Annotated in this window: 23 protein-coding genes; 12 read left to right on the top strand and 11 right to left on the bottom strand. The window is 73.5% G+C overall.

Annotated elements, in window-relative coordinates; translation table 11 throughout:
* Positions 1–8: 8 nt before the first annotated feature.
* From ACFVHB_RS22730 to ACFVHB_RS22715, 4 genes are all read right to left on the bottom strand, one after another.
* Complete coding sequence (locus tag ACFVHB_RS22730; protein ID WP_380325104.1) at positions 9–833, bottom strand: helix-turn-helix domain-containing protein; 825 nt, start codon at positions 831–833, stop codon at positions 9–11.
* 19 nt (positions 834–852) lie between these two features.
* Entirely contained in the window at positions 853–1,335 is a 483-nt protein-coding gene (locus tag ACFVHB_RS22725; protein WP_380325102.1) for a DUF2269 family protein, read from the bottom strand.
* 180 nt (positions 1,336–1,515) lie between these two features.
* Positions 1,516–2,301 carry a 4'-phosphopantetheinyl transferase family protein gene (locus ACFVHB_RS22720; protein WP_380325099.1) on the bottom strand — a complete coding sequence of 262 codons (786 nt, stop codon included), beginning with the start codon at positions 2,299–2,301 and terminating at the stop codon, positions 1,516–1,518.
* A gap of 88 nt (positions 2,302–2,389) precedes the next feature.
* The gene (locus tag ACFVHB_RS22715) at positions 2,390–3,016 is read right to left on the bottom strand and encodes a TetR family transcriptional regulator (protein WP_380325096.1); all 627 of its coding nucleotides are present in this window, start codon (positions 3,014–3,016) and stop codon (positions 2,390–2,392) included.
* Between the two features lie 93 nt (positions 3,017–3,109).
* Between ACFVHB_RS22715 and ACFVHB_RS22710 the strand changes: the two genes are divergently transcribed.
* Positions 3,110–4,132, top strand: a complete 1,023-nt coding sequence (locus ACFVHB_RS22710) for a hypothetical protein (RefSeq protein ID WP_380325093.1) — start codon at positions 3,110–3,112, stop codon at positions 4,130–4,132.
* Between the two features lie 76 nt (positions 4,133–4,208).
* On the opposite strand, the gene atpF is transcribed toward ACFVHB_RS22710, so the two are convergent.
* From atpF to ACFVHB_RS22695, 3 genes are all read right to left on the bottom strand, one after another.
* Positions 4,209–4,706, bottom strand: coding sequence for a F0F1 ATP synthase subunit B (gene atpF, locus ACFVHB_RS22705; protein ID WP_380325091.1), 498 nt, complete (start codon positions 4,704–4,706; stop codon positions 4,209–4,211).
* 135 nt (positions 4,707–4,841) lie between these two features.
* Entirely contained in the window at positions 4,842–6,068 is a 1,227-nt protein-coding gene (kynU, locus tag ACFVHB_RS22700; RefSeq protein WP_380325180.1) for a kynureninase, read from the bottom strand.
* 116 nt (positions 6,069–6,184) lie between these two features.
* Positions 6,185–7,015, bottom strand: coding sequence for a tryptophan 2,3-dioxygenase (locus ACFVHB_RS22695; protein ID WP_380325088.1), 831 nt, complete (start codon positions 7,013–7,015; stop codon positions 6,185–6,187).
* A 200-nt stretch (positions 7,016–7,215) separates the two neighbouring features.
* Here ACFVHB_RS22695 and ACFVHB_RS22690 point away from each other — a divergent pair, with 200 nt between their 5' ends.
* Together ACFVHB_RS22690 and ACFVHB_RS22685 are read left to right on the top strand one after the other, a co-directional pair.
* On the top strand, positions 7,216–7,650 hold the full coding sequence (locus ACFVHB_RS22690; protein WP_380325085.1) for an Lrp/AsnC family transcriptional regulator: 435 nt from the start codon (positions 7,216–7,218) through the stop codon (positions 7,648–7,650).
* A gap of 68 nt (positions 7,651–7,718) precedes the next feature.
* Positions 7,719–8,261: an NADPH-dependent FMN reductase gene (locus tag ACFVHB_RS22685; RefSeq protein WP_380325082.1), complete on the top strand. Its 543-nt coding sequence runs from the start codon at positions 7,719–7,721 to the stop codon at positions 8,259–8,261.
* Positions 8,262–8,301: 40 nt separating this feature from the next.
* Here ACFVHB_RS22685 and ACFVHB_RS22680 read toward each other — a convergent pair whose 3' ends face one another.
* Entirely contained in the window at positions 8,302–8,937 is a 636-nt protein-coding gene (locus ACFVHB_RS22680; RefSeq protein WP_380325079.1) for a MarC family protein, read from the bottom strand.
* Positions 8,938–8,959: 22 nt separating this feature from the next.
* Complete coding sequence (locus ACFVHB_RS22675) at positions 8,960–9,277, bottom strand: barstar family protein (RefSeq protein ID WP_380325076.1); 318 nt, start codon at positions 9,275–9,277, stop codon at positions 8,960–8,962.
* A 150-nt stretch (positions 9,278–9,427) separates the two neighbouring features.
* Here ACFVHB_RS22675 and ACFVHB_RS22670 point away from each other — a divergent pair, with 150 nt between their 5' ends.
* From ACFVHB_RS22670 to ACFVHB_RS22660, 3 genes are all read left to right on the top strand, one after another.
* On the top strand, positions 9,428–9,988 hold the full coding sequence (locus ACFVHB_RS22670) for a DoxX family protein (protein WP_380325073.1): 561 nt from the start codon (positions 9,428–9,430) through the stop codon (positions 9,986–9,988).
* A gap of 277 nt (positions 9,989–10,265) precedes the next feature.
* Positions 10,266–10,913: an FxLYD domain-containing protein gene (locus tag ACFVHB_RS22665; RefSeq protein WP_380325070.1), complete on the top strand. Its 648-nt coding sequence runs from the start codon at positions 10,266–10,268 to the stop codon at positions 10,911–10,913.
* Between the two features lie 297 nt (positions 10,914–11,210).
* Positions 11,211–13,034 carry a glycosyl hydrolase family 18 protein gene (locus tag ACFVHB_RS22660; protein ID WP_380325067.1) on the top strand — a complete coding sequence of 608 codons (1,824 nt, stop codon included), beginning with the start codon at positions 11,211–11,213 and terminating at the stop codon, positions 13,032–13,034.
* 205 nt (positions 13,035–13,239) lie between these two features.
* On the opposite strand, the gene ACFVHB_RS22655 is transcribed toward ACFVHB_RS22660, so the two are convergent.
* On the bottom strand, positions 13,240–13,800 hold the full coding sequence (locus ACFVHB_RS22655; RefSeq protein ID WP_380325064.1) for a MarR family winged helix-turn-helix transcriptional regulator: 561 nt from the start codon (positions 13,798–13,800) through the stop codon (positions 13,240–13,242).
* A 178-nt stretch (positions 13,801–13,978) separates the two neighbouring features.
* Between ACFVHB_RS22655 and ACFVHB_RS22650 the strand changes: the two genes are divergently transcribed.
* From ACFVHB_RS22650 to ACFVHB_RS22635, 4 genes are all read left to right on the top strand, one after another.
* Entirely contained in the window at positions 13,979–15,289 is a 1,311-nt protein-coding gene (locus ACFVHB_RS22650; RefSeq protein ID WP_380325061.1) for an MFS transporter, read from the top strand.
* Positions 15,290–15,509: 220 nt separating this feature from the next.
* Positions 15,510–17,135 (top strand): dolichyl-phosphate-mannose--protein mannosyltransferase, encoded by a 1,626-nt coding sequence (locus tag ACFVHB_RS22645; RefSeq protein ID WP_380325058.1) that lies wholly within the window; start codon positions 15,510–15,512, stop codon positions 17,133–17,135.
* Positions 17,114–17,920 (top strand): ABC transporter permease, encoded by an 807-nt coding sequence (locus tag ACFVHB_RS22640; RefSeq protein WP_380325055.1) that lies wholly within the window; start codon positions 17,114–17,116, stop codon positions 17,918–17,920. The genes ACFVHB_RS22645 and ACFVHB_RS22640 overlap by 22 nt, the downstream gene beginning before the upstream one ends.
* 215 nt (positions 17,921–18,135) lie before the next feature.
* Positions 18,136–18,720: a TMEM165/GDT1 family protein gene (locus ACFVHB_RS22635; protein ID WP_380325052.1), complete on the top strand. Its 585-nt coding sequence runs from the start codon at positions 18,136–18,138 to the stop codon at positions 18,718–18,720.
* Positions 18,721–18,727: 7 nt separating this feature from the next.
* On the opposite strand, the gene ACFVHB_RS22630 is transcribed toward ACFVHB_RS22635, so the two are convergent.
* Positions 18,728–19,987, bottom strand: coding sequence for a peptidoglycan-binding protein (locus ACFVHB_RS22630; protein WP_380325049.1), 1,260 nt, complete (start codon positions 19,985–19,987; stop codon positions 18,728–18,730).
* Between the two features lie 356 nt (positions 19,988–20,343).
* Between ACFVHB_RS22630 and ACFVHB_RS22625 the strand changes: the two genes are divergently transcribed.
* Positions 20,344–22,416 (top strand): MDR family MFS transporter, encoded by a 2,073-nt coding sequence (locus ACFVHB_RS22625; protein ID WP_380325046.1) that lies wholly within the window; start codon positions 20,344–20,346, stop codon positions 22,414–22,416.
* A 161-nt stretch (positions 22,417–22,577) separates the two neighbouring features.
* A complete protein-coding gene (locus ACFVHB_RS22620; protein WP_380325044.1) occupies positions 22,578–23,279 on the top strand; it encodes a hypothetical protein in 702 nt (233 codons plus the stop codon).
* Positions 23,280–23,283: the final 4 nt, after the last annotated feature.

Genomic DNA, 23,283 nt, shown 5'->3' with positions numbered 1-23,283 from the left:
CCGGACCGCTACGGGTTCAGCGCCGCCTGCAGGAACGCGACCGTCTCCGCGTCGGCCGGGAGGAACGTCTCCATGGCCAGCTCGGAGACGGTCACGTCCATGGGCGTGTTGAAGGTCGCGATGGTGGAGAGGAACGACAGCACCCGGCCCTCGTACGCGATCCGCAGGGGCAGCGCGAACGGGAACAGCTCGGTGATGTCCTCCTCCGGCTCCTGGAGCGCCGACGCCGGCTCGGGGTAGGCCGAGACCTCCTCGAACAGCTCGCGCAGCGGTTCCGAGCGGACCAGCGAGATCTGGTGCTCCATCCGCTCCAGCAGGTGCCGGCGCCACTGGCGGAAGTTGACGATGCGCGACGCCACGCCCTCCGGGTGCAGGGTGATCCGCATCGCGTTCAGCGGCGGCTCCAGCAGGTGCGGGGCGACGCCGGCGAGCAGCACGCCGAGCGAACGGTTGGCCGCCAGCACCCGGAAGGTGCCGTCGACCACCAGCGCGGGGTACGGGTCGTGCGCGGCCAGCAGCCGCTCCATGCCGCCCCGCAGGGCGTCCATCGCCGGGTCGTCCAGCGGTGTCTCGGGGTAGTGCGGGGCGTAACCGGCGGCCAGCAGCAGGGAGTTGCGCTCGCGCACCGGGACGTCGAGCTGCTCGGCGAGCCGCAGCACCATCTCCTGGCTGGGGCGGGAGCGTCCGTTCTCGATGAAGCTGATGTGCCGGGCCGAGGAGTCGGCCTGGAGCGCCAGTTGCAACTGGCTGAGCTGCCGCCGTTCGCGCCAGCCGCGCAGCAGTGGCCCGACACCCGTACCCGCCTCGGCACCCATGACACCCACGATCGTCATGAGCAGGAAGGTACTGCGCTCAGACGCCGGTGGTCGACCCCGGCCGGATGATCATCAGGACCACGACCACCGCCCAGAGCAGGTTGAAGACGCCGGCGGTCATCGGCAGCAGCCGCAGGCCCTGGACCGCCTTGCCGTGCTCCGGCGCGTCGGCGTCCAGGTCGAGCGCGTCCACCGCCGCCTGCTGGGCGGGCAGCACGAAGAGCAGCAGCGAGAGCGCGGCGAGCGCGGTGAGCACCATCGAGACGATCAGCCAGGACTGGCCGAGCACGTCCATCACCTGGGCCACGCCGATGCCCATCACCGGGACGGCTATCCCGAGCAGCGCGTAGACCTGGGTGATCCGGTGCAGCAGCCGCAGCGTGCCCGCCTCGGCCGCCCGGTCGGGCCCGCCGGCCAGCGCGGCCCTCGCCCGGCGCGGGAACATGCTGACGGCCACCGCCACCGGGCCGATGAACAGCACCGAGGCGAGGACGTGCAGGCTCAGCAGGAACTTGGCCATGGCGGGAGCACCCCTTGATCCACCGGGGGCTGCGCGCCGACGCGGCGCGGGCAGCCGGGGCCGTCGGTTGCCGTGCCCCGAGCAGGCACGCTAACACCGCTTATCCGGGGCCCGGCCGCGCGGGTCGGGCCCCGGACAAAGGGCGGTCGCTCAAGGGGCGGTCGCTCAAGAGGCGGTCGCTCAGCCGGCCGCCGAGGCCGGGGCCTCCGCCGGGGCCTCCGCCGGGGCCTGCGCCGGGGCCGGGGCCTCCGCCGGTGGCGTCAGCACCACGACCCGGGGCGCGGCGGTGCTCACCGCGGAGACCGCCACGCCCTGCGCGGGCTCGGTCCAGTCCAGCAGGTGCAGGTCCTGGTAGCGGCTGCGCAGCGGCCGGTCGGCCGGGACGTCGAGCGGCAGCGCGGAGAGGTCGACGGTGGCGAGCCCGTCCAGGCTGGCCCGCCCGAGCTTGATCAGCGACTCCTTCCGCACCCACAGGCGCAGGAACGCCAGTTCCGGCTCCGGGTGCGTCTCGACCAGGCGCAGCTCGGCGGGGCTGAGCACCCGTCCGGCGACGTCGAGCTGGGAGCCGGTGCGCGTGGTCAGTTCGACGTCGACGCCGACCGGCTGGTGTCCGGCGGCCGCCGCGACCACGCCGTTGGTGTGGGAGAGGCTGACGTGGACGTCCGGGTGGTCCGGCAGGTACGGCTTGCCGTGGTCCGTCTTCTCGCAGTCGGGGCAGTGCTGGGCCAGCGTCAGCGAGTCGGCCGGGACGCCGAGCAGCCGGGCGGCGCAGAACCGGACCAGGATGTGCGCGGCGGTGTAGTCGACCCGCCCCGCTTCACGCCGGAACCGGGCGGCGCGTGCGTGTTCCTGTGCGGTGAGCAGGTGCTCGCCGGCCTCGGGGTGTCGAAGGACGTCGGTGCTGGCCGCGACGGCGGCGAGCGGGGCGTGCGGGTCCTGGCGGTGCTCCTGGTCCTCGGAAGTCATGCCTCCAACCTAGCGGTCGGTGGGCGGCGACCGTCCGTGGGGGAGAGGCGGCCGTCCGTGGGGGAGGGCTCGGCTCGCGCCGCCGCGCTCATCGCGCCGGGTAGTCCGCCAGCCCCGCGCGCAGCAGGCCGAAGGCCGCGGTCGCCGCCGTCTCGACCCGGGCCCGGACGGCCGCGACCGGCTCGCCCGCCACGATGCCCCGCCGGATCTCCGCGAGCACCGCGCGGTGCGCCCCCGCCAGGGCGCCCGCCAGCAGCCGCGGCAGCGGGTCGTCCGGCTCCGCGCCCGACTCCTCGGCCAACGCCTCGGCGAGCGCCGCCTCGGAGCGTTCGCCCAGCTCCAGCAGCCGGGCCCGCAGTGCCGGGCTCTCCGCGACCACCCGCCAGAACACGGCGGCCTCGGCGCTCAGCCCGTACGTCGGCTCCCCTTCCGCCAGCCCGGCCAGCAGGTCGGCCCGGACGGCGTCGACGGCCGGGCTGCCCGCCGGCCGCCGCCGCACCACGGTCGCCAGGTGGGCCACCACCTCGTCCTGCCGGTCGAAGAAGAGGTCCTCCTTGGTCGGGAAGTAGTTGAACACGGTGTTGGCCGAGACGCCGGCCGCCTTGGCCACCTCGGCCACGGTGACCCGGTCGAACCCGCGCTCGGCGAACAGGCCCATCGCCGTGTCGGCCAGCAGGGTCCGGGTCTGCCGCTTCTTGAGCTCGCGGAGCCCCACGGCCGGAGCCTGACCGGTGGACGCGGCTCGGGGCGGGACCGGGGGCGCGGCTGGGGGCACGGCTGGGGGGACGGCAGCGGTCATGCGGGAATCATGCCGGGAACCATGGTGCTGCACCAAATTTGCAGTGACACCAAAAATATCGGCTACGGTGGCGGCATGACCTTCACCTTCGGCATCTACCCCGGCGGCCTGCTCGGCGACGACACCGGCGTGATCGAACCCGTCCACCCCGACGACCCGGCCCGGATCACGGCGGCCCTGCGGGAGCTCCAGGGCACGGCGCCCGCCTTCCTGGTGCGCGCCTACCGCTCGTACACCGACGCGGCACCCGTCGCGGCGGCCACCCCGGCCGAGCCCGCGCGCTACGCGGTCGAGGGCCGCCGGCTCGACCTGGTGCTCCAGTTCCGCGAACCGAGCGGGCGGCTGGACGGCTGGCTGGACCACGTCCGGCGGACCGTCCGGACCGAGGGGCACCTGATCGGCACGCTGCAGATCTGCGAGGAGCCGAACGCCGACCTGCCCCCGGTGGACGGCAGCATCCCCAACGTCCGCCAGGCGCTGGTCCAGGGGGTGATCGCGGCCAAGGAGGAGGCGCTCGCCCGCGGGCACGAGCTCGCGGTCGGGTTCAACGCGGCGCTGAACCCCGACCCCGCCGACACCTTCTGGGCGGAGCTCGGCGCGCTGGCCGACGAGCGGTTCCACCGGGCGCTCGACTACGTCGGCCTGGACTTCTTCCCGGACGTCTTCCGGCCCGTCCCGCCGGAGCGCCTCGCCGGGGCGGTGGCCGCGGTGCTGACCGGCTTCCGGCACGACGCGCTCGCCAAGGCGGGCATCGGACCGTCGGTGCCGGTCCGGATCTGCGAGCACGGCTGGCCCACCGGCCCGGACCGGTCCGAGCAGCGGCAGGCCGAAGTGGTGGAGGAGGTGGTCCGGACGGTGGCCGGCCTGGCCGGCGAACTCACCGTCGACGGCTACGCGTTCTTCAGCCTGCGGGACGCGGACAGCGCGGGGACCGGCCCCTTCGACCGGTTCGGCCTGCTCCGGGACGACTACTCGCGCAAGCCGGCCTTCGAGGTCTACCGGCGGCTGGTCGGGGAGCTGACCGCGCCGTGACGGCGACGCCGGACGGCCCCCGTCGGCGGGACCGGGGGGCGTCCGGCGTCACCGGGCGGGATCCGGTGCGCGCGGGTCAGCGCTCGTCGAAGAACCGTTCCACCGTGTCGCGCCGGGCCGCGACGGCGGAGACCGACTCGCCGACCACCCGTCCGGCCAGCTCGACGGCGAGCTCGCCGACGTCCTGCCGGAGCGTCACGGCGGCGAGCGCCTGGTCGACGGCGATCCGGGCGTTGGCCTCGGCGACCAGCCGGTCCCGTTCCCGGACGCCCTCCTCGCGGGCCGCCGCGATGATCGCCGCGCCCTGCTCGGCGGCCTCCTGACGGATCCGGGCCGCCTGGTGGCGCGCGTCCGCGAGCTCCTGCCGGTAGGCCCGGTGGATCCGCTCCGCCTCCTCGCGCAGCCCCTCCGCGCGCTCCTCCCGGCCCTCGATCGCGTCCCGCCGCTCGGCCTGCACCCGGTCGATCCGGGGCAGGACCTTGCGGCCGAGCAGCCAGAACATCAGGAAGAAGCAGAGCAACCCGACGATCAGTTCGGCCGGCTCGGGCTTCAGCGGTCCGAGTTCAACGTTCATGCACCCCTCCTATGATCTGACGATTGGTCATAGGAGTACCTGCCCGACCGTCCGGGATCGAACCCTTCCCGGTGAGGCGGGGTGAGGCCGGGTCGAACGGACCCCGGCCGTACGCCGCCCTCCGCGGTCGCGCGGTCAGGTCACCTCGCCGCGCCGGGAGAAGCGTTCCTCCCGCCACTCGCCGCTCTCCAGCACCTCGGCCAACTGCCGCGCCGCGTCCCAGACGTCGGTGTACGACAGGTAGAGCGGGGTGAAGCCGAACCGCATCAGGTCCGGGGCGCGGAAGTCCCCGATCACCCCGCGCGCGATCAGCGCCTGGACCACCGGGTAGCCGTCGGCGTGCCGCAGCGCGACCTGGCTGCCCCGCCGGGCGTGCTCGCGCGGGGTGGCCACCTCGACCCCGTCCAAGCCCTCCACCAGGCCGATGAACAGATCGGTCAGCGCGAGGCTCTTCGTCCGCACCGCGGCCAGGTCGGCCCGCTCCCAGACGTCCAGCGAGGACTCCAGCGCGGCCTGGCCGAGCAGCGAGGGCGAGCTGGTCAGGAACCGGCCGATGCCGCTCTTCGCGTCGTAGCCGGGTTCGAAGGCGAACGGGCGGGCGTGCCCGAACCAGCCGCTCAGCGGCTGCTCCGGCCCGGCCGCGAGGTGACGCCCGGCCACGTACAGGAAAGCGGGCGAGCCGGGGCCGCCGTTCAGGTACTTGTAGGTGCAGCCGACCGCGAAGTCCGCGCCGCTCGCGCCGAGTTCGACCGGCAGGGCGCCCACCGAGTGGCAGACGTCCCAGATCATCAGGGCCCCGGCGGCCTGGACCCGGGCGGTGATCCCCGGCATGTCCAGCAGTTCGCCGGTGCGGTAGTCCACGTGCGAGAGGACGACGACGGCGACGTCCGCGTCCAGGTGCCGGTCCAGCTCCGCCGGGTCGACCAGGACGCTGCGCGCGCCGTCGAACAGCCCGGTAACGCCCTCGGCGATGTACAGGTCGGTGGGGAAGGCCGCCCGGTCGCCGAGCACCGTGCGGCGGCCGGGGCGCAGCCGCAGCGCGGCGGTCAGCACCTTGAACAGGTTGACCGAGGTGGTGTCGCAGACCACCACCTCCGCCGGCTCGGCCCCGATCAGCGGCGCGATCCGCCGGCCCAGCCGGTAGGGCTGCTCGAACCAGCCGGCCTCGTTCCAGCTGCGGATCAGCTCCCGGCCCCACTCCTCCTCGACCACCTGCCGCACCCGTCCGGGGGTGCGGGCCGGCAGCGCGCCGAGGGAGTTGCCGTCCAGGTAGACGATCCCCTCGGGGAGCGCGAACTCCTTGCGGAACACCGCCAGCGGGTCGGCGGCGTCCAGCGCCGCGCACTCCTCGCGCGTGATCATGCCCAACCTCTCGTCCGCGGCGCTCTCGTCCGCCGCCCGCTCGTTCGTCGGCCCGTCCACCACGGGTCCGTTCGCCGTCGGCCCGTCCACCACGGGTCCGTTCGCCGCCGGCCCGGTCACAGCTCGTCCCGGACGTTCCACAGCTCGGGGAAGACGTCCTGCTCGGCCGACTTGCGCAGCCAGGTCAGGCCGCTGGAGCCGCCCGAGCCCGGCTTGGCGCCCATCGCGCGCTTGACCGCCGCCAGGTGGCGCTGGCGCCAGCGGGTCACCCGCTCGGCGACGTCCAGCAGCGCCTCGGCGAGCGGCTGCAGCGCCGCGTGCTCGGGCTCGGTGTAGACCCGCCGCCAGGCCGCCTCGACCGCCGGGTCGGCGTGGTGCCGCTGCTCCGAGGGCTCGTGCGGCACGTCCAGCCCGCGCCGGGCGAGCAGCGCCAGCGCGTCGTCGTACAGGCCCGGGGAGCGCAGCGCCGCGCTCAGTTCGGCCTGGGTCTGCGGCACCTCGTCGTACATCCGCAGCAGGGCGGCGTTCTTGTTGCCGAGCAGGAACTCCAGGTGCAGGAAGGCCGAGGACTGGAAGCCGGAGGCCTCGCCGAACACCGAGCGGAAGGCGTTGAACTCCTGCGGCGTCATGGTCGCCAGGAGGTCCCAGGACTCGACCAGCACGTCCTGGACGTGGGTGCCGCGGCGCAGCGCGGCCAGCGCGGCCGGCAGGTCGTCCTCGCGCAGCGACTGCTGGGCGAGCGTCCACTCGTGCCGCAGCAGGCCGAAAAGCAGCTCCATCACCTGGGTGGTGACGATGAACGACAGCTCGGCGGGCACCTTGCTGCGCGGGTTCTGCAGGCTGTGCAGCTCGGCCAGCCGCACGTAGCGGGCGTACGGGGTGCCGTGACCCGGTTCGTCGCCCCTACCGAACGACAGGTTGGGTGTCTCCACCGTGTCGTGCCCCATCCCGATCCCTCCTGATGACCCGCACCGTTGCGGGGCCCCATTGTGCGGCGGCCACCACCCGCTCTTGAATGGGCTCCGGGCACCGCTCGGCCGCTCGTACTTGTCGTTCGAGAGGTCTTTGCGCCGATCGTCCTTACGATCACAAAGCAGCGGAATCCAGCCAATCCGAACCCGCCGAACACGACCCACCGGGAGCCGTCATGGACGCCGTCGACCGCCGCCTGCTGGCCGAACTGCAGGCCGATGCCAGGCTCTCGTACAACGAGCTCTCCCGCCGGGTGAGCCTCTCCGCGCCGGCCGTCGCCGAACGGGTCCGCCGGCTGGAGGCCGACGGGGTGATCAGCGGGTACCACGCCCACGTCGACCCGGCCCGGGCCGGGCTGCCGATCACCGCGGTGGTCCAGCTGCAGTGCTACGGCCCGCGCTGCGTGCTGCGCGACCCCGAGGTGGCCCACTGGCCCGAGGTGCTCCAGCTGCACCGGGTGACCGGCGGGGCCTGCTGCGTGCTGGTGGTCGCGGTGCCCGCGATGGCCGACTTCGAGGCGCTCACCGACCGCCTCGGCGGCTACGGCCAGCCGGCCAGCTCGATGATCCTCTCCAGCCCGGTGCCCTGGCGTCCGGTGGTCGTGCCCTGACGGAGCCCTCCCCGCCGCGGCGGCCGGTTCGCACCGGACCCGCCCGGCGCAACGGTAGGTTCCTCGCCATGCCGAACGACGACCGTCACATCCTGCTGCTCCCGGGGAGCCTGCGCGCCGGCTCCACCAACGAGACGGTGCTGCGCACCGCCGCCGCCGTCGCGCACTCGCTCAAGGGCGTCACCGCCACGTACTACACCGGCCTGGCCGCCCTGCCGCACTTCAACCCCGACCACGACACCGACCCGCTGCCGGCCCCGGTCGCCGCGCTGCGGGCCGCGATCGCGGCCGCCGACGCCCTGCTGGTCTGCACCCCGGAGTACGCGGGCACCCTGCCCGGCGCGTTCAAGAACCTGCTCGACTGGACGGTCGGCGGCACCGAGATCTCGGACAAGCCGGCCGGCTGGATCAACGCCGCCGCCCCCGGCCGCGGCCAGGGGGCCGAGGCCGCCCTGCGCACCGTGCTCGGCTACACCGGCGCGGCCGTGCTGGACGAGGCCTGCGTGCGGATCCCGCTGGACCGGCACGGGGTCGGCCCGGACGGCCTGGCCACCGATCCGCTGGTCCGGGACCGCATCGGTGAGGTGCTGGCCCGGCTGGCGGCCGGCTGACGCCGGGCCCGCACCTGCCGGCCGGACCCGCCGCCCGGACTCAGTGCGCGTCCGGCAGGTGCAGGCCCAGCCCCACCAGGCCCTTGAGGAACAGCTCCACGCCGACCGCCGCCAGCAGCAGGCCGAGCAGCCGGGACAGCACCTCCAGCGAGGTCCGGTGGGTGCGCCGCATCAGCGGGGCCAGCGCCGCCACGCAGAAGTAGTTGATCACCACGACGGAGATGTAGGCCCCGGCGACGGTGGTGCGCCAGCCCCAGTCGTCCTTGAGGAGCGAGGCCACCAGCACCGCCGTGACCGCCAGCGGGCTGACGATGTACGGCAGCAGCAGTTCGCGGATGCCGTCCACCATCGGGTTGGCCAGGTGTTCGTCGGACTCGTCCGCACCGGCGCCCAGGTGGATGCCGAGGACCAGCGCGAGGGCGTAGACGAAGAAGATCGTCCCGCCGGCCAGCTGGAGCGACTGGTCGCTGATGTGGAACAGCTCGGTGACCGGGTCGGCGGTGTAGGCGAGCACCAGCCCGATCACGGCGGAGATCACCGTGGACCAGGCCGCCAGCCGGCGCAGCTCCCGGGCGGAGCGGGTTCCGGCCAGCCGGGCGAACGACAACAGGACCTTCGGCGGGCCGACGACGGCGAAGAAGGCGATGAAGGCGCTGCTCAAGTTGAAGACGAACATGGGCCAAGCTTGGCCGGGACGATCATCGCAGCTCGACCGCCACGCCCTCGGAGCGCAAGGTGGCGAGGATCGCGTCGAAGTAGTCGAGCCGCCGGTCGCCGAGGTAGACGGTGCCGGTGAGGTGCCGGCGGGCGGTGTCGGAGTCCTCCCAGACCAGGGTGAACGGGGGAGCGGGACCGAACCCGCCGTGCAGGCAGTCGGCCAGCGCGTCGAGGTTGGAGCCGTAGTAGCCGCCGGGGCCGTTCAGGGCGGCGCCGAGGGCGGTGTAGAAGGCGGCCCGGTCGATGATCCGGTGGCCGTCCAGGACGTACGTGGGCCGCTCCGGCCGGGTGACGGTCATCCGCCCCTCCACTCTGCTCGCTCCCGCTATTCCCCGCTCCTTCGATGTTCGCCCGGATGGCGGTCCCGGGTCGAGTCCGCCCGTCCTTTCGGCTGCTATGGAAACCGGCTGCTACGCAAGCCGCCCCCTCCGCTGGAACGAGGATTCGACATGTGTCTGAACCGTAAGGACCTGGGCCTGCTGGCCCTGCGCGGCGCCGTCGGCGGGGTGCTGATCGCGCACGGCACCCAGAAGCTGTTCGGCTGGTTCGGTGGCGGCGGCCTGGAGGGCACCGCCAAGGCGATGGAGCACATGGGCTTCCACCCCGGCCGTCAGAGCGCCATCGCGGCGGGCCTCGGCGAGGCGGGCGGCGGGGCCATGCTGATGGCGGGCCTGGCCACGCCGGTGGCCGGCGCGGTGGTGGCCGGCACCATGGCGGGCGCCGTCGCGGTGCACGCCCCGGCCGGCTTCTTCATGACCGCCGGCGGCTACGAGTACCCGGCGTTCCTCGGGACGACCGGCCTGGCGCTGGGCCTGGCCGGGCCCGGCCGGTACTCGCTGGACCACCTGAGCGGCCACGCCTTCGACCGTCCGTGGGTGGGCGCGCTCGCCTTCGCGGCCAGCGCGGCCTCGGCGTACGGCGTGGTGGCCCGCCGCCGGCACGTGGTCCGGCTGCTCGAGGAGCGGGCCGCGGTGGAGGCCGAGTCGCAGGAGGGCTCCGGGCTGTCCTGACCCCGCCGCCCCCGGTGCGGGGTGACGCGGCCGCACGGGAAGTCGGCCCGGCCGACTTCCCGTGCCCGGCCTCGCCCAGCTCCGGCCCGCCGCCCGGCCCCGGCCCGTGCCCGGCCCCGCGTCGGCCCCGGCCCGCGCCCGGCCCGCCCCGCCCGGAGCGTTCCGCGCCGGCCCTCACCCGGAAGCACCACCTCTGCTGGCGGCCGCGGGCGCCGTTCCGGAGGGTGGGCGGCAGGTGTGCCGGGCACCCCGGCGCCGGGCAGAATCGAGGACCCCGATGCATCGCCAGCCGGACCGTCAGCCGGACCACCACCCCGAGCGCCGGAGGCCGGCCCCCTGCCGGCCGACCGTGCGGGACCCGGACGCCCCCGTGGTCCGCCGTCCCCGCCGCGCCCTGGCGGGCGCCCTGGCCGCGGCCGTGCTCGGTGCGGCGGCGCTGGCCGGCTGTTCCTCCGACGGCAAGGCGAGCAGCGTCGTCTCCTCGGCCGCCGCCGCGGCGGGGTCCGGGCTCTCGGCCGCCGCCTCCGCCGCCGCCTCCGCCGCGGCCTCGGCGGCGGCCTCGGTCGCGGGCGGGTTCTCCTCGGCGGTGGCGTCGGCCGCCGCGTCGGCGGAGGCGGCGGCGTCCTCGGCGATCGCGGGCGTCAAGGGCGGGCTGGACGCCAAGGGCGACGTCACCCTGGGCGAGGTGAAGACCGGTTCGGACGGCAAGGCCGAGGTGCCGCTCACCGTCACCAACCACGGGCAGCAGTCCGAGCGGTACGCGATCCAGGTCAACTTCACCGACGGCTCCGGCAACGTGCTGGACGTGACGGTGGTGTCCGTCCCGGACGTGGCCGCCGGACAGAGCGCCCGGGCCACCGCGCGCAGCAACCGGGACCTGACCGGCACGGTCAAGGCCGAGGTGGCCACCGCGCTGCGCTACTGACCCGCAGGTCGGTGGGGGTGGTGCGGGACCGGGTGAACCTTAAGGGCGGCTCAAGGCCCAACATCACCCCTTGACGGGGTAGTTGGTCTAGTCCATTTTAGTGGCCAGGTGCAGGGAGCCCCTGAACCGGCGTCAACGGCGGAGGCCGCGGGCGCCGGTTCGGCGTATCCCGGCGTCTTCAAGGCATGTTCCCGCTCGATTCCCTTCCGCTGTTCTGTCATGCCCTGGTCGTGCGGCCCCACCCCGTACGAGCCCCCCGGGGCGGCGGAATCCCCCACAACCAGGAGTCACGCACCCATGCTCCGTTCACGCATCGAAAGGGCCGGGAGCCCGGTTCGGGAGGGCGGCCGCCGCCGGCGCCCGAAGGGCCTGGCCGCCCTCGCGGCCGGCACCACCGCCTCCCTGCTGCTCGGCGCGGGCCTCGCCCTCTCCGGCGGCGCCCCGGCCAGCGCGGCCGTCACCAACAGCACCGGCGCGCCCGCCACCAGCGGCGGCATCAAGGTCGCCTACTTCGACCAGTGGTCGATCTACGCGAACGCGTACTACCCCAAGACGATCCAGGACACCGGCGTCGCCGGGAAGCTGGACTACCTGATCTACTCGTTCGCCAACATCCACCCGACCGACCTGGGCTGTTTCGAGGCCACCAAGGCCGCCAACCAGGACGACAACAACCCGAACGCCGGTGACGGCGCGGGCGACGCCTTCGCGGACTACCAGAAGAGCTTCGGCCCGGACATCGCGGTGGACGGCGTCGGCGACGTCTGGGGCCAGCCGATCGCGGGCAACTTCAACCAGCTGAAGAAGCTGAAGGCGAAGAACCCCAACCTCAAGGTCCTGATCTCGCTGGGCGGTTGGACCTACTCCAAGTACTTCTCGGCGGCGGCCGCCACGGACGCCTCGCGCAAGCACCTGGTCTCGTCCTGCATCGACATGTTCATCAAGGGCAACCTGCCGGCGGACGCCGGCTACGGCGGCCCGGGCTCGGCGGCCGGCATCTTCGACGGCATCGACATCGACTGGGAGTACCCGGGCGGCGGCGGCCACGCCGGCAACCTGTCCAGCCCGAACGACAAGCAGAACTTCACCCTGCTGCTGAAGGAGCTGCGCGAGCAGCTCGACGCGCAGGGCAAGGCCGACGGCAAGACCTACGCCACCGCGGCGGCGGTCGGCGCCGGCCAGGACAAGATCCGGAACGTCGAGACCGACAAGATCGGCCAGTACCTGACGTTCCTGGACATCATGACCTACGACATGCACGGCGCCTGGGACGCCAAGGGTCCGACCAACCACCAGGCCCCGGTCTACTCCGGCCCGGACGACCCGATGACCCCGGCCGCGCCGGGCCACGGCAAGTACTCGGTCGACGCCGCGATCAAGGCGTACACCGCCGGTGACGCCGACTACGGCATCCCGGGGGGCTTCCCCGCCAAGAAGATCAACGTGGGCATCCCGTTCTACTACCGCGGCTGGACCGGGGTTCAGAACAACGGCAGGAACGGCCTCTTCCAGCCGGCCACCGGCCCGGCCGCCGGCGCCTCGATGTCCGGCAGCGTCCCCGGCATCCAGATGTACAAGGAGCTGACCGGCTTCGTCGACAACCCGGCGAAGACCTTCTGGGACGACACCGCGAAGACCACGTACTTCTACGACGGCACCACGTTCTGGACCGGTGAGGACGCCCGCTCGATCCAGGCCAAGGTGGACTACGCCCACTGCAACGGCCTCGGCGGCTCCTTCGCCTTCTCGCTGTACGACCTGGGCACCAGGACCGCGCTGTTCGACAAGATGGTCGAGGCCACCAACGGCTCCGCCGCCGGCTGCCCGGCCGCGCCGACCACCCCGCCCACCACGCCTCCGACCACCCCGCCGACCACCCCGCCGACCACCCCGCCGACCACCCCGCCGACCACGCCGCCGACCACCCCGCCGACGACTCCTCCGACCACCCCGGCCGGCTGCGCCGCGGCTCCGGGCTGGGACGCGGCCACCACCTACGCGACCGCCGGCACCAAGGTCTCCTGGAAGGGCCACTACTACACCAACAAGTGGTGGACCAAGGGCGAGGACCCCACCACCACCGGCCAGTGGGGCGTCTGGACCGACAACGGCCCCTGCTGACCCACTGAATGCCCGAGGGTCCGACGGACCCTCGCACCGAACGCGGGCGGCCCCGGACGAGCACGGATCTCGTCCGGGGCCGCCCGTCGTGCCCGGCCGCTCAGATCTTGGCGCAGGTGACCGTGACGGTGGTCGCGGAGCCGGCCGGGGGGAATCCCGCCCGGCCGGCTCCCCGTCTCCCGGTCCTCCGGCCCTGCCGTCCTGATCAGGCCAGGTCGTCGGTGCGGCCCAGGGCGTCCGGCTGGGTGCCCTCGATCCGCCGCAGCATGCGGGCCAGCAGGCCGGAGAGCACGGCGCGCTCCTCGCCGGTGACGTCCTGGAGGAGCTCCTCCTCGAAGACGGCGGCCATCCGCATCGACTCCAGCCACTTGTCGCGGCCGTTCTCGGTCAGCTCGATGATCACCCGGACCCGGTTGGCCTCGTCCCGCTCCCGGGTGACCAGGTCCGCGGCGACCATCCGGTCGATCCGGTGGGTCATCGCGGCCGGGGTGAGCCCGAGCCGCTTGGCCAGCTCGCCCGGGCCCAGCCGGTAGGGGCTGCCGGAGACCACCAGGGCCTTGAGCACCTCCCACTCGGCGGAGGTGATTCCCAGCACAGTCAGCTGCCGGTCGTAGGCGACGCCCATCCGCCGGGCGACCCGCGAGAGCGTCTGCACGATGGTCTCCACCTGCGGGTCCACGGTGGGGAATTCCCGCTGGTAGACGGCCACCTGCTCGGCGATGCCCAGCTCGCGGGGGGTGGCCGGCGCCGGCTTCTCTGCAGTCATGCGGACCAGTGTCGCACGCGGGGTGCACCCCTTAAGCCTTTGACTCCACACTCTTCCGGTGCTAAGACTTTAGGGCGTCAGACTTTAGCTCTTAAATCTTCCGGACTTAAGAGTATCCAGCGAAACCCTGGGCGCCCCTGCGGCGGCCCGGAGAGAACTCAGTGAAGGGGTGTGCACGGTGACCGGCACGGTGAAGCAGCAGAGGCAGCAGCAGCGCGGGGCGGGCGGCCCGCTGCGCCGCGTCCAGATCGGCAACGCGCTCAGCGCGTTCGGCAGCGGGTTCACGATGCCGTACATGTTCGTGTACGTGGACCAGGTGCGGGGACTGGGCTCGCTGGCGGCCGGGATGGTGTTCACCGTCTTCGCGCTGGCCGCGCTCGCCGTCCTGCCGTTCACCGGCCGCGGCATCGACCGGTACGGACCGCGTCCGGTGCTGCTGGCCGGTGCGGCGCTCGCCGCCACCGGCGCGTTCTCCTTCGGCCACGCCACCGGTACCCCCGGCCTGCTGGTCTCCTCGTTCCTGTTCGGCGCGGGCGTCACCACCTGCCAGCCGGCGCTCGCCACGATGATCGTCCGCTGCTCGACCGCGGCGACCCGCTCGCACGCCTTCGCGCTGCAGTTCACCCTGGTCAACCTGGGCATGGGCATCGGCGCGCTGGTCGGCGGCCAGATCGTCGACGTCGCCGACCCGGCCAGCCTGACCCGGCTGTTCACCATCGAGGCGGCGACCTTCCTGGGCCTGGCCCTGGTCACCGGCACGGCGAGGATCCCGGCCGCCCCGCTGGCCGTCGTCCAGGAGCGGACCGACGGCCCGCAGGGCCTGCGCGCGCTGGTCGCCGACAAGGCGATGCTGCGGCTCTGCCTGCTCGCCGGCCTGATCTTCTTCACCTGCTACGGCCAGTTCGAGTCCGGCGTCGCGGCCTTCGCCACCGACACCGTCGGCACCGCGCCCTCGACCCTGGGCATCGCCATCGGCGCCAACGCGCTGACCATCGTGGTGCTGCAGATGTTCATGGTGCGGGTCACCGCCCGCCGGCGCCGCACCACCGCGATGGCGGCGGCCGGCCTGGTCTGGCTGGGCGCGTGGACGATGGCGCTGGTCGCCGGCCTGATCCGGACCGAGACCATGGCCGCCACGGTCGCGATCGTCTCGATCTACGCCCTGTTCGGCGTCGGCGAGTCGCTGCTGGCCCCCACCATGGGGCCGATGGTCGCCGATCTCGCCCCGGCCCGGCTGCTCGGCACCTACAACGCCGGACACGCCCTGGTGAAGCAGATCGCGATCGCGGTCGGCCCGGCCGTCGGCGTGCTGCTGGTCGGCTCCGGCACCTGGCCGCTCTACCTGGCGGCGATGGCCGGCTGCACCCTGCTGATCGTCGTCCTGGCCCTGAAGCTGCGGCCGTACCTCACCGCGGCCCAGGACAACGCGGCCCCGGCCGTGGTGCACCGCGTCACCCTCCCGGTCCGGGAGCTGCAGACCGCGGCCTGAGCCCGCCCCGGCGGCCGCGGGCCGGTCGGACGGCCCCGGGCGGGTCGACACGACGGCCCGGGGCCGCCCGGCACCGCTCTGAACAGCCTGCGAACTGCGCCGTCCGGGTCACCTGGACGGCGCTCGTCGCGCTTGGATTCGCGACCACCGGCACATAGTGTCAGTGGCTGTTGACCGCCCGGCCCCGGCCGGCACAGGAGACAGTCGAATCGGCGAGGCTATGACGCAAGCGGCGCTCACGCACCCACCCGCACCACCGGCCCCCGCAGCCCCCGCACCGGCGCCGCGGGGGCTGCCGCGCTGGGCGGCCGACCGGTCCGGCTGGCTCGGGCCGATCGCCGTGGCACTCTTCGCCGGCCTGCTCCGGTTCTGGAACCTCGGCTACCCCAACGCCTTCGTCTTCGACGAGACGTACTACCCGAAGGACGCCTGGTCGCTGCTGGAGCAGGGTTACGAGGGCACCTGGCCGGACAGCGCCAACGCCGACATCCTGGCCGTCCCGCAGCGGATCCCGCTCACCGCCGCGCCCGAGTTCATCGCCCACCCGCCGCTCGGCAAGTGGGTGATCTCCCTCGGCGAGGCGGCCTTCGGGCTGCACCCCTTCGGCTGGCGGTTCATGACCGCGCTGCTCGGCACCGTGACCGTGCTGATGCTGGCCCGGATCGGCCGCCGCCTGTTCGGCTCGACCCTGATCGGCTGCACCGCCGCCCTGCTGATGTCCGTCGACGGGCTCCAACTGGTGATGAGCCGGGTCGGCCTGCTGGACGGCGTCCAGATGTTCTTCGTCCTCGCCGCCTTCGGCAGCCTGTTGGTCGACCGCGACCGCGCCCGCGCCCGGCTGGCCGCCGCCCGCGACGGCGTCGGCCCGGACGGCGACCGGATCCGGCTCGGGTGGCGCCCCTGGCGGATCGCCGCCGGGGTGTTCCTCGGCGCCGCCTGCGGGGTCAAGTGGAACGGCGTCATGGTCCTGGCCGCCTTCGGCCTGCTCACCGTGCTCTGGGACCAGTCCGGCCGCCGCTGGGCCGGGGCCCGCCGCCCCTGGCGCTCGATGCTGCGCCGGGACGCGCTGCCCGCCCTGTTCGCCATGGTCGGATCGGCCCTGGTGGTGTACGTCGGCGCCTGGGGCGGCTGGCTCGCCGCCGGCGGCAAGGACGGCGGCGGGTACGACCGGCACTGGGCCGACGACCGGGCCGGCCTCTCCCCGGACAGCTTCCTCGGCGTCCCGCTCCCGCAGGTCCCGATGACGTGGGTGCCCGCGCCGCTGCGCAGCCTCTGGCACTACCACTCGCAGATGTACGACTTCAACACCGGTCTGAGCACTCCGCACACCTACCAGTCCAACCCGTTCAGCTGGCTGGTCCAGGGCCGCCCGGTCTCCATGTACTGGGAGCAGGTCCCGACCGGGCAGCGCGGCTGCACCGCCTCCGGCGGCTGCGCGGCGCAGATCCTCGGCCTCGGTACCCCGCTGCTCTGGTGGACGGCCTGCTTCGCCCTGGTCTACCTGCTCTGGCGCTGGTCCTTCCGCCGGGACTGGCGCTCCGGCGCGGTGCTCTGCGGTGTCGCCGGCGTCTACCTGCCGTGGTTCCAGTACCAGGAGCGGACCGTCTTCTCCTTCTACATGGTCGTGCTGGTGCCGTTCCTCTGCCTGGCCGTCGCCCAGCTGCTCGGCGCCATGCTCGGGCCGGAGGGCTGCCCGCCCCGGCGGCGCCGGCTCGGGGCGGCCGGGGCCGGTCTGATCGTGCTGGCGATCATGGGCTGCTTCGCCTTCTTCCACCCGCTCTACACCGCGGAGGTGATCCCGATGACGTCCTGGCAGGACCGGATGTGGTTCACCAGCTGGATCTGACACCGGTGCCGCTCGCGGCCCCGGGCGGCCAGCTGCTGCCGGTCACCCCGCTGCTCGGGGTGGTCACCGCCGTCCTGCTGGCCGCCGCCGTGGCGGTGGCGGGCCGGGGCCTGCTCGGCCACGGGCACGCGGTGCTCCGGGCCGGGCTGCGCGCGGTGGTGCAGCTGGCCGCCGTCGCGCTGGTGATCACCTGGGTGGTCGGCTCACCGTGGTGGTCGGCGGTGTTCGTGCTGCTGATGTTCGCGGTCGCGGTCCGGACCGCCGGGCGGCGGATCACCTCCGGGCCGGGCTGGGCCTGGGCGGCCGCGCCGATCGCCACCGGGGTGCTCCCGGTGCTCGCCCTGCTGCTCGCCGTCGGGCTGCTGCCGCCCGAGGGCCTCTCGCTCATCCCGGTCGCCGGCATCCTGATCGGCGGCGCGCTGACCGCCACCTCGCTGGCCGGCCGAAGGGCCCTGGACGAGCTGCGGCAGCGCCACGGCGAGGTGGAGGCGGCGCTCGCGCTGGGCTTCGAGGAGCGGGACGCCCGGTTGGAGATCTGCCGCACCGCCGCCGCGACCTCGCTCGTCCCGGCCCTCGACCAGACCCGGACCGTGGGGCTGGTCACGCTGCCCGGCGCCTTCGTCGGCATGCTGCTCGGCGGCGCCACCCCCGTCCAGGCGGGTGCGGTGCAGCTGTTCGTGCTGGTCGCGCTGCTGGCGGTGGAGTCGGTGGCGATCGTGGTGGTGCTGGAGCTGGTCGCCCGCGGGCTGGTGGACGCCGGGCCGGCCCCCGGCGGCGTCGGGTAGGCTTGACGGCGTTGAAGGGGAGTAGCCCTCCACCGGACCGTCGACATACTGGCCCCCGCGCGGGGCCCGGCGCCCGGGGCACGCGTCGACCACCGGCGTGCCGGCGAGACCTTCGGCCGCAGTGCTGTGAATTCCAACCAGTGCTGTCGGGCCGGAGCGACCCCTGACGGAGCTGCCGCGGCCGGACAGCCCGACCGAGGGAAACCGAACCCCCCATGAGTGTGACTGTCGCCGCGATCACCTTCGGCATCGTCTTCCTGGCCGAACTGCCGGACAAGACCGCGCTGGCCAGCCTGATGCTCGGCGCCAAGTACCGCGCGAGCCACGTGTTCGCCGGCATCGCCGCCGCCTTCGCCCTCCAGGTGGGCATCGCCCTGGTGGCCGGACACCTGCTCTCGCTGCTGCCGCACCGCTGGGTGGAGGGCGTCACCGGTGTGCTCTTCCTGGCCGGCGCCGCCATGCTGCTCTTCCACGGCGGTGACGAGGAGGACGGCCACGCCGCCAAGGAGCCGTCCGCCAACAGCTTCTGGAAGGTCGCGGGCGCCAGCTTCGTGGTCGTCGCGATCGCCGAGTTCGGCGACCTCACCCAGATCATGACCGCCAACCTGGCCGCCAAGTACGCCGACCCGCTCGCCGTCGGCCTCGGCGCCTGGCTGGCGCTCTGCGCCGTCGCCGGGATCGCCATCGTCGGCGGCCAGAAGCTGCTGAAGCACGTTCCGATGAGGATGATCATCCGGGTGGCGGCCGGCGTGATGGTGCTGATGGCCGGGGTGAGCATCTTCCGGGCGATCACCGGCTGACGCGTGGTCAGCAGCCCGGGTCGGCCTCCAGGACGGCCCGGGTCTTGGGCCCGTAGACGTTGTTCTCGCCCTTGATCCGGTTGTAGCGCTGGTAGTCGTTCAACACCGTCTGGGTCCAGTAGTCGAACGTGCCGGTGATGATCGACTTGTCGACGAGTCCGCAGTCGGCGGCCCACAGGCGCTGCTGCATGTCCTTGACGTCGGGTCCGGTCATGTTCAGCTGGAGCACCCGGACCGTCGGGGCCGCGCTGGGGGTCGGCGTGGGCGTGGGCGTCGGGGTGGGGGTCGGCGTCGGCGCGGGGGGCGCGGTGGTGGGCGCCGGGGCCGCGGGGGCGGGGGCCGAGGTCGGGGCCGCCGTCCGGGTCGGGCTCGGCTTGGCCGTCCGGGTGGGCGTCGGGCTCGGGGCGTCGCTGGTGGACGGCGGCGCGCTCGGGCTCGGCGGCGCCGGCGTGGTCGGGTCGACCGGTGCGGGCGCCAGCGTGGTGGACGGGGCCGGCTGCGCCTGGTGGCTCGGCTCGCCGGAGGGTGTCACCGCGTACGCCAGGCCGACGGTGAGCGTGAGGAGACCGGCGCCGGCCGCCACCAGCAGGCCCTTGCGGCGGGCGAGCGGGTTCTCCCCCGACTGCTCCGCCGCGCGACGGGCGGCCCGGCCGCCGGGCGCGCGCTCCGGGGCTCCGGCGCCGGCCGGGTGGTCGAACGGGAAGAAGCCGAGTTCGTCGCCGCCGTCCGGGGCGTGCCCCGGCTCCTCCTGGTACGGGGCCTGCGGGGGCGCGGGGGTGACGGGGGGCAGCACGGTGGTCGCGTAGGCGTCCGCGTCCGGGCCGGGCGGCGGGGTGACGGGTGGTCCGGCCGCTGCTCCGACGGGCGGTGCTCCGACGGCCGCTGCTCCGACGGGCGGGGTGGGCATCGGCGGCTGTGCGGCGGGGGCCTGACCGTACGGCGGCGCGACCGGCCCCTGGGCGTACGACTGCTGGACCGACTGCTGGGCCGGGTACTGGTGCTGGGCAGCCTGCTGGGCCGGGTGCTGGACCACGCCCTGGACCGGGTTCTGGACCGGCGGCAGCACGGTGGTGCCGAACGGGTCCGCCGAAGCGCCGCCCGCCGGGGAGTCGGCGACCCGGCCGACGGCCTGCGGCACGTACGGCCGCACCAGCGGCGGGCCTTCGAGGTGCGGCAGGACGGCGGTCTCGGTCAGGCCCGGATCCGGGAGGCACCGGCACCCGGCGGAGCGTGCGGTGCCGCACGTCGGGCAGTGCTGGTCCGGCATCGGCCGGCCCTCCTCGGTCTCGGATCGGTTCGCGGGCCCTCGGGCGGACTCGACGCGTGCGCCCGGACGTGTGGTGCCGGGGGCGATCGCGCCTGATTATGCAGGACGTTTCCCGGGGGAGACAGGGGCGTCGGGCCCGCTCCGGTGGTGTTGTGCCGGTTGGTGGTGAATCCGACGTGTTGAACGGTCAGCGAGCGCCGGTCGTCCCCCGGATGGCCCACGTTCTTGCGTTCGGCTCAACTGCGCGGAGCAAACCGGGGCATTTCTGACAGCATGGTGAGCTGGGAGTGATCGTCAGCACGGACCCCGGCCGACCGGGGTCCGCGGCCCAAGGCCCGCGACCCCACGGAGACCCCATGACGGATCCGATCGCCGCGTCAGACCCGCGCCCGGTGAGCGAGCCGGGCCCGCCGGAGGTCAACGCTCCCAACCTCTGGGTGCCGATCAGTGCCCTGCTGCTGGCGATGCTGCTCGCCGCGCTCGACCAGACCATCGTGTCGACCGCGCTGCCCACCATCGTCAGCGACCTCGGCGGCCTGGAGCACCTCTCCTGGGTGGTCACCGCCTACATGCTGGCCTCCACGGCGGCCACCCCGTTGTGGGGCAAACTCGGCGACATGTACGGCCGGAAGCGCTTCTTCCAGGCCTCGATCGTGATCTTCCTGCTGGGCTCGGTGCTCTGCGGCGTCTCCCAGGACATGGGCGAGCTGATCGCCTTCCGCGCGCTCCAGGGCCTGGGCGGCGGCGGGCTGATGGTGCTTTCGCAGGCGATCGTCGGTGACCTGGTCTCACCCCGGGACCGCGGCAAGTACCAGGGCGTCTTCGGTGCCGTCTTCGGCGTCACCAGCGTGCTCGGCCCGCTGCTCGGCGGCCTCTTCGTGGACAACCTCAGCTGGCGCTGGGTCTTCTACATCAACCTGCCGATCGGCGTGGCCGCCCTGGTGGTGATCGCCGCCGTGCTGCACGGGGCGGAGGAGAAGCGGCGGCACCGGATCGACTACCTCGGCACCGTGCTGATCGCCGCGGTGGCGACCTGCCTGGTGCTGATGACCTCGCTCGGCGGCACGACCTGGGCGTGGGACTCCTGGCAGATCGTCGGCCTCGGCGCCCTGGGCCTCGTCCTCCTGGTCGCCTTCGTCCGGGTCGAACGGACCGCCGCCGAACCGGTGCTCCCGCTGCGGCTGTTCCGCTCGCGGACGTTCAGCCTGGTCGCCGTCATCTCCTTCGTGGTCGGCTTCGCGATGTTCGGCGCGCTCACCTACCTGCCGACCTTCCTCCAGGTGGTGATGCAGGTCTCGCCGACCCTGTCCGGCATCCACATGCTGCCGATGGTGCTCGGCATGCTGCTCACCTCGATCGGCTCCGGCCAGATCGTCGCCCGCACCGGCCACTACCGGGTCTTCCCGATCGCCGGAACGGCCGTCACCACGGTCGGCCTGCTGCTGCTCTCCCGGCTGGACGAGAACAGCAGCACCTTCGAGATGAGCTGCTACTTCCTCGTCTTCGGCCTCGGCCTGGGCCTGGTGATGCAGGTGCTGGTGCTGATCGTGCAGAACTCCGTCGGCTACCGGGACCTGGGCGTGGCCACCGCCGGCGTCACCTTCTTCCGCTCCATCGGCGCGTCCTTCGGCGTCTCCGTCTTCGGCACCGTCTTCGCGTCGGGGCTGCGGGACCGGCTGCCGGACGCCCTGGCGGGAATCCCGCTGCCGCCGGGGTTCGACCCCGGGGTGATCACCTCCGACCCGCGGGTGATCACCCGGCTGCCGGCCGACGCTCAGGCCGGCGTCCACCACGCGTACGCCGAGTCGATCACCCGCGTCTTCCTGTACGCCGTCCCGGTCGCCCTGGTCGCCTTCGTGCTCTCGCTCTTCCTGCGCGAACAGCAGCTCCGCTCGACGGTGACCGCGCCCGACCTCAGCGAGTCGATCGGCCTCAACCCCGTCGAGCGGTCCTCGCTGGACGAGATCGCCCGCGCCCTCTCGGTGCTGAGCACCCGGGAGGCCCGGCGGGACCTGTTCCGGCGGATCACCGCCGCCGCCGGGCTCGACCTCAAACCCGCCTCCAGCTGGCTGCTGCTGCAGATGCACCACCAGGGCTCGGTCGAGCCCGCCGAACTGGCCGAGCGCCGGATCGTCCCGATCGCGGTGGTGGAGGAGGCCGTCCGGGAGGTGGAGGGCCGGGGGCTCGCCCTGCGGACGGGCGGGCTGCCGCTGCGGCTCACCGAACCGGGCGAGGCGGCGGCGCTGCGGCTGGTGGCGGCGCGGCGCGCGCAGCTCTCGGAGCTCCTCGGGGACTGGGACGAGAAGCAGTACGCGGACCTGGCCGACCTGCTCACCCGGCTCTCCGCCGCGCTCTGCGCCGACCAGCGGGACAAGCCCGACCGGGTCGGCCACGAGCCCCCGTACCAGGGGGAGGGGCGCTCGTTCTGAGCGGCTCCCGGCCACGCCGCAGCGGCCGGCGGCCACGGCGCCGTCACCTCGCCGGACCGGACGATTCCTAAGCCATCCCGGCCGGTTCCTCATCGACGCGGTTCGGGACCCGCCGTGAGGATGGTGGCCAGTTACCGGTCCACAACCACATGGGGGAGAGAGTGACCGCGGCCATAACCCCGCGCCGGGCGGACGACTCGGGCGACCTGAAGAACTACCTGCTGGACAGCTCCGACCTGGAGAAGATCCCCGGCCTGGTGCGCAGCGAGTCGGTCAGCCAGGAGGAGTGCTACCGCCTCATGGTGGAGGGCACCAAGGAGACCTACACCCACGAGGAGGTCTTCGGCCAGTACTGCTCGCTCGGCGAGTACATCGACGTGCCCTACGACGTCGTGTTCGAGTACGCGGCCAACGTGCACTCCATGGAGGAGTGGACGTTCAGCGTCCGGGACCTGCGCCACGTTGGCGGCGGCCTCTACCGGGGCACCGAGGCCATCCAGCCGAACACCGAGATCTTCATCCGCGCGGACGTGATGAAGGGGCCGGAGCACGGGCTGGTGTTCTACCCGTGTGCCTGGGACCAGGGCAAGGAGCTCTGGATGCGGTACTACTTCACGTTCATCGACGCGACCCGGACGCTCAACCGCCCCGGCACCATCGTGCTGTGGACCAACTGCAAGCACCCGTACTACGACCGGTCCGTCACCGACGTCCCCGACTACATCGCCGAGGGCCGGGCGCGCACCGACCGCTACTGGGTGGGCGACATCTGGCCGAACTTCGACGCCATCCACCGCATCGAGACGGCCAACCTGAAGCGCATCCTGGAGCACCGCTTCGGCACCGGCCCGGCGAACGGCTGACGTC

Origin of the sequence: Kitasatospora sp. NPDC127111 (assembly GCF_042677465.1) — a bacterium.
Classification (GTDB): Bacteria; Actinomycetota; Actinomycetes; order Streptomycetales; family Streptomycetaceae; genus Kitasatospora.
This window is presented reverse-complemented; position numbering and strand designations above follow the sequence as displayed.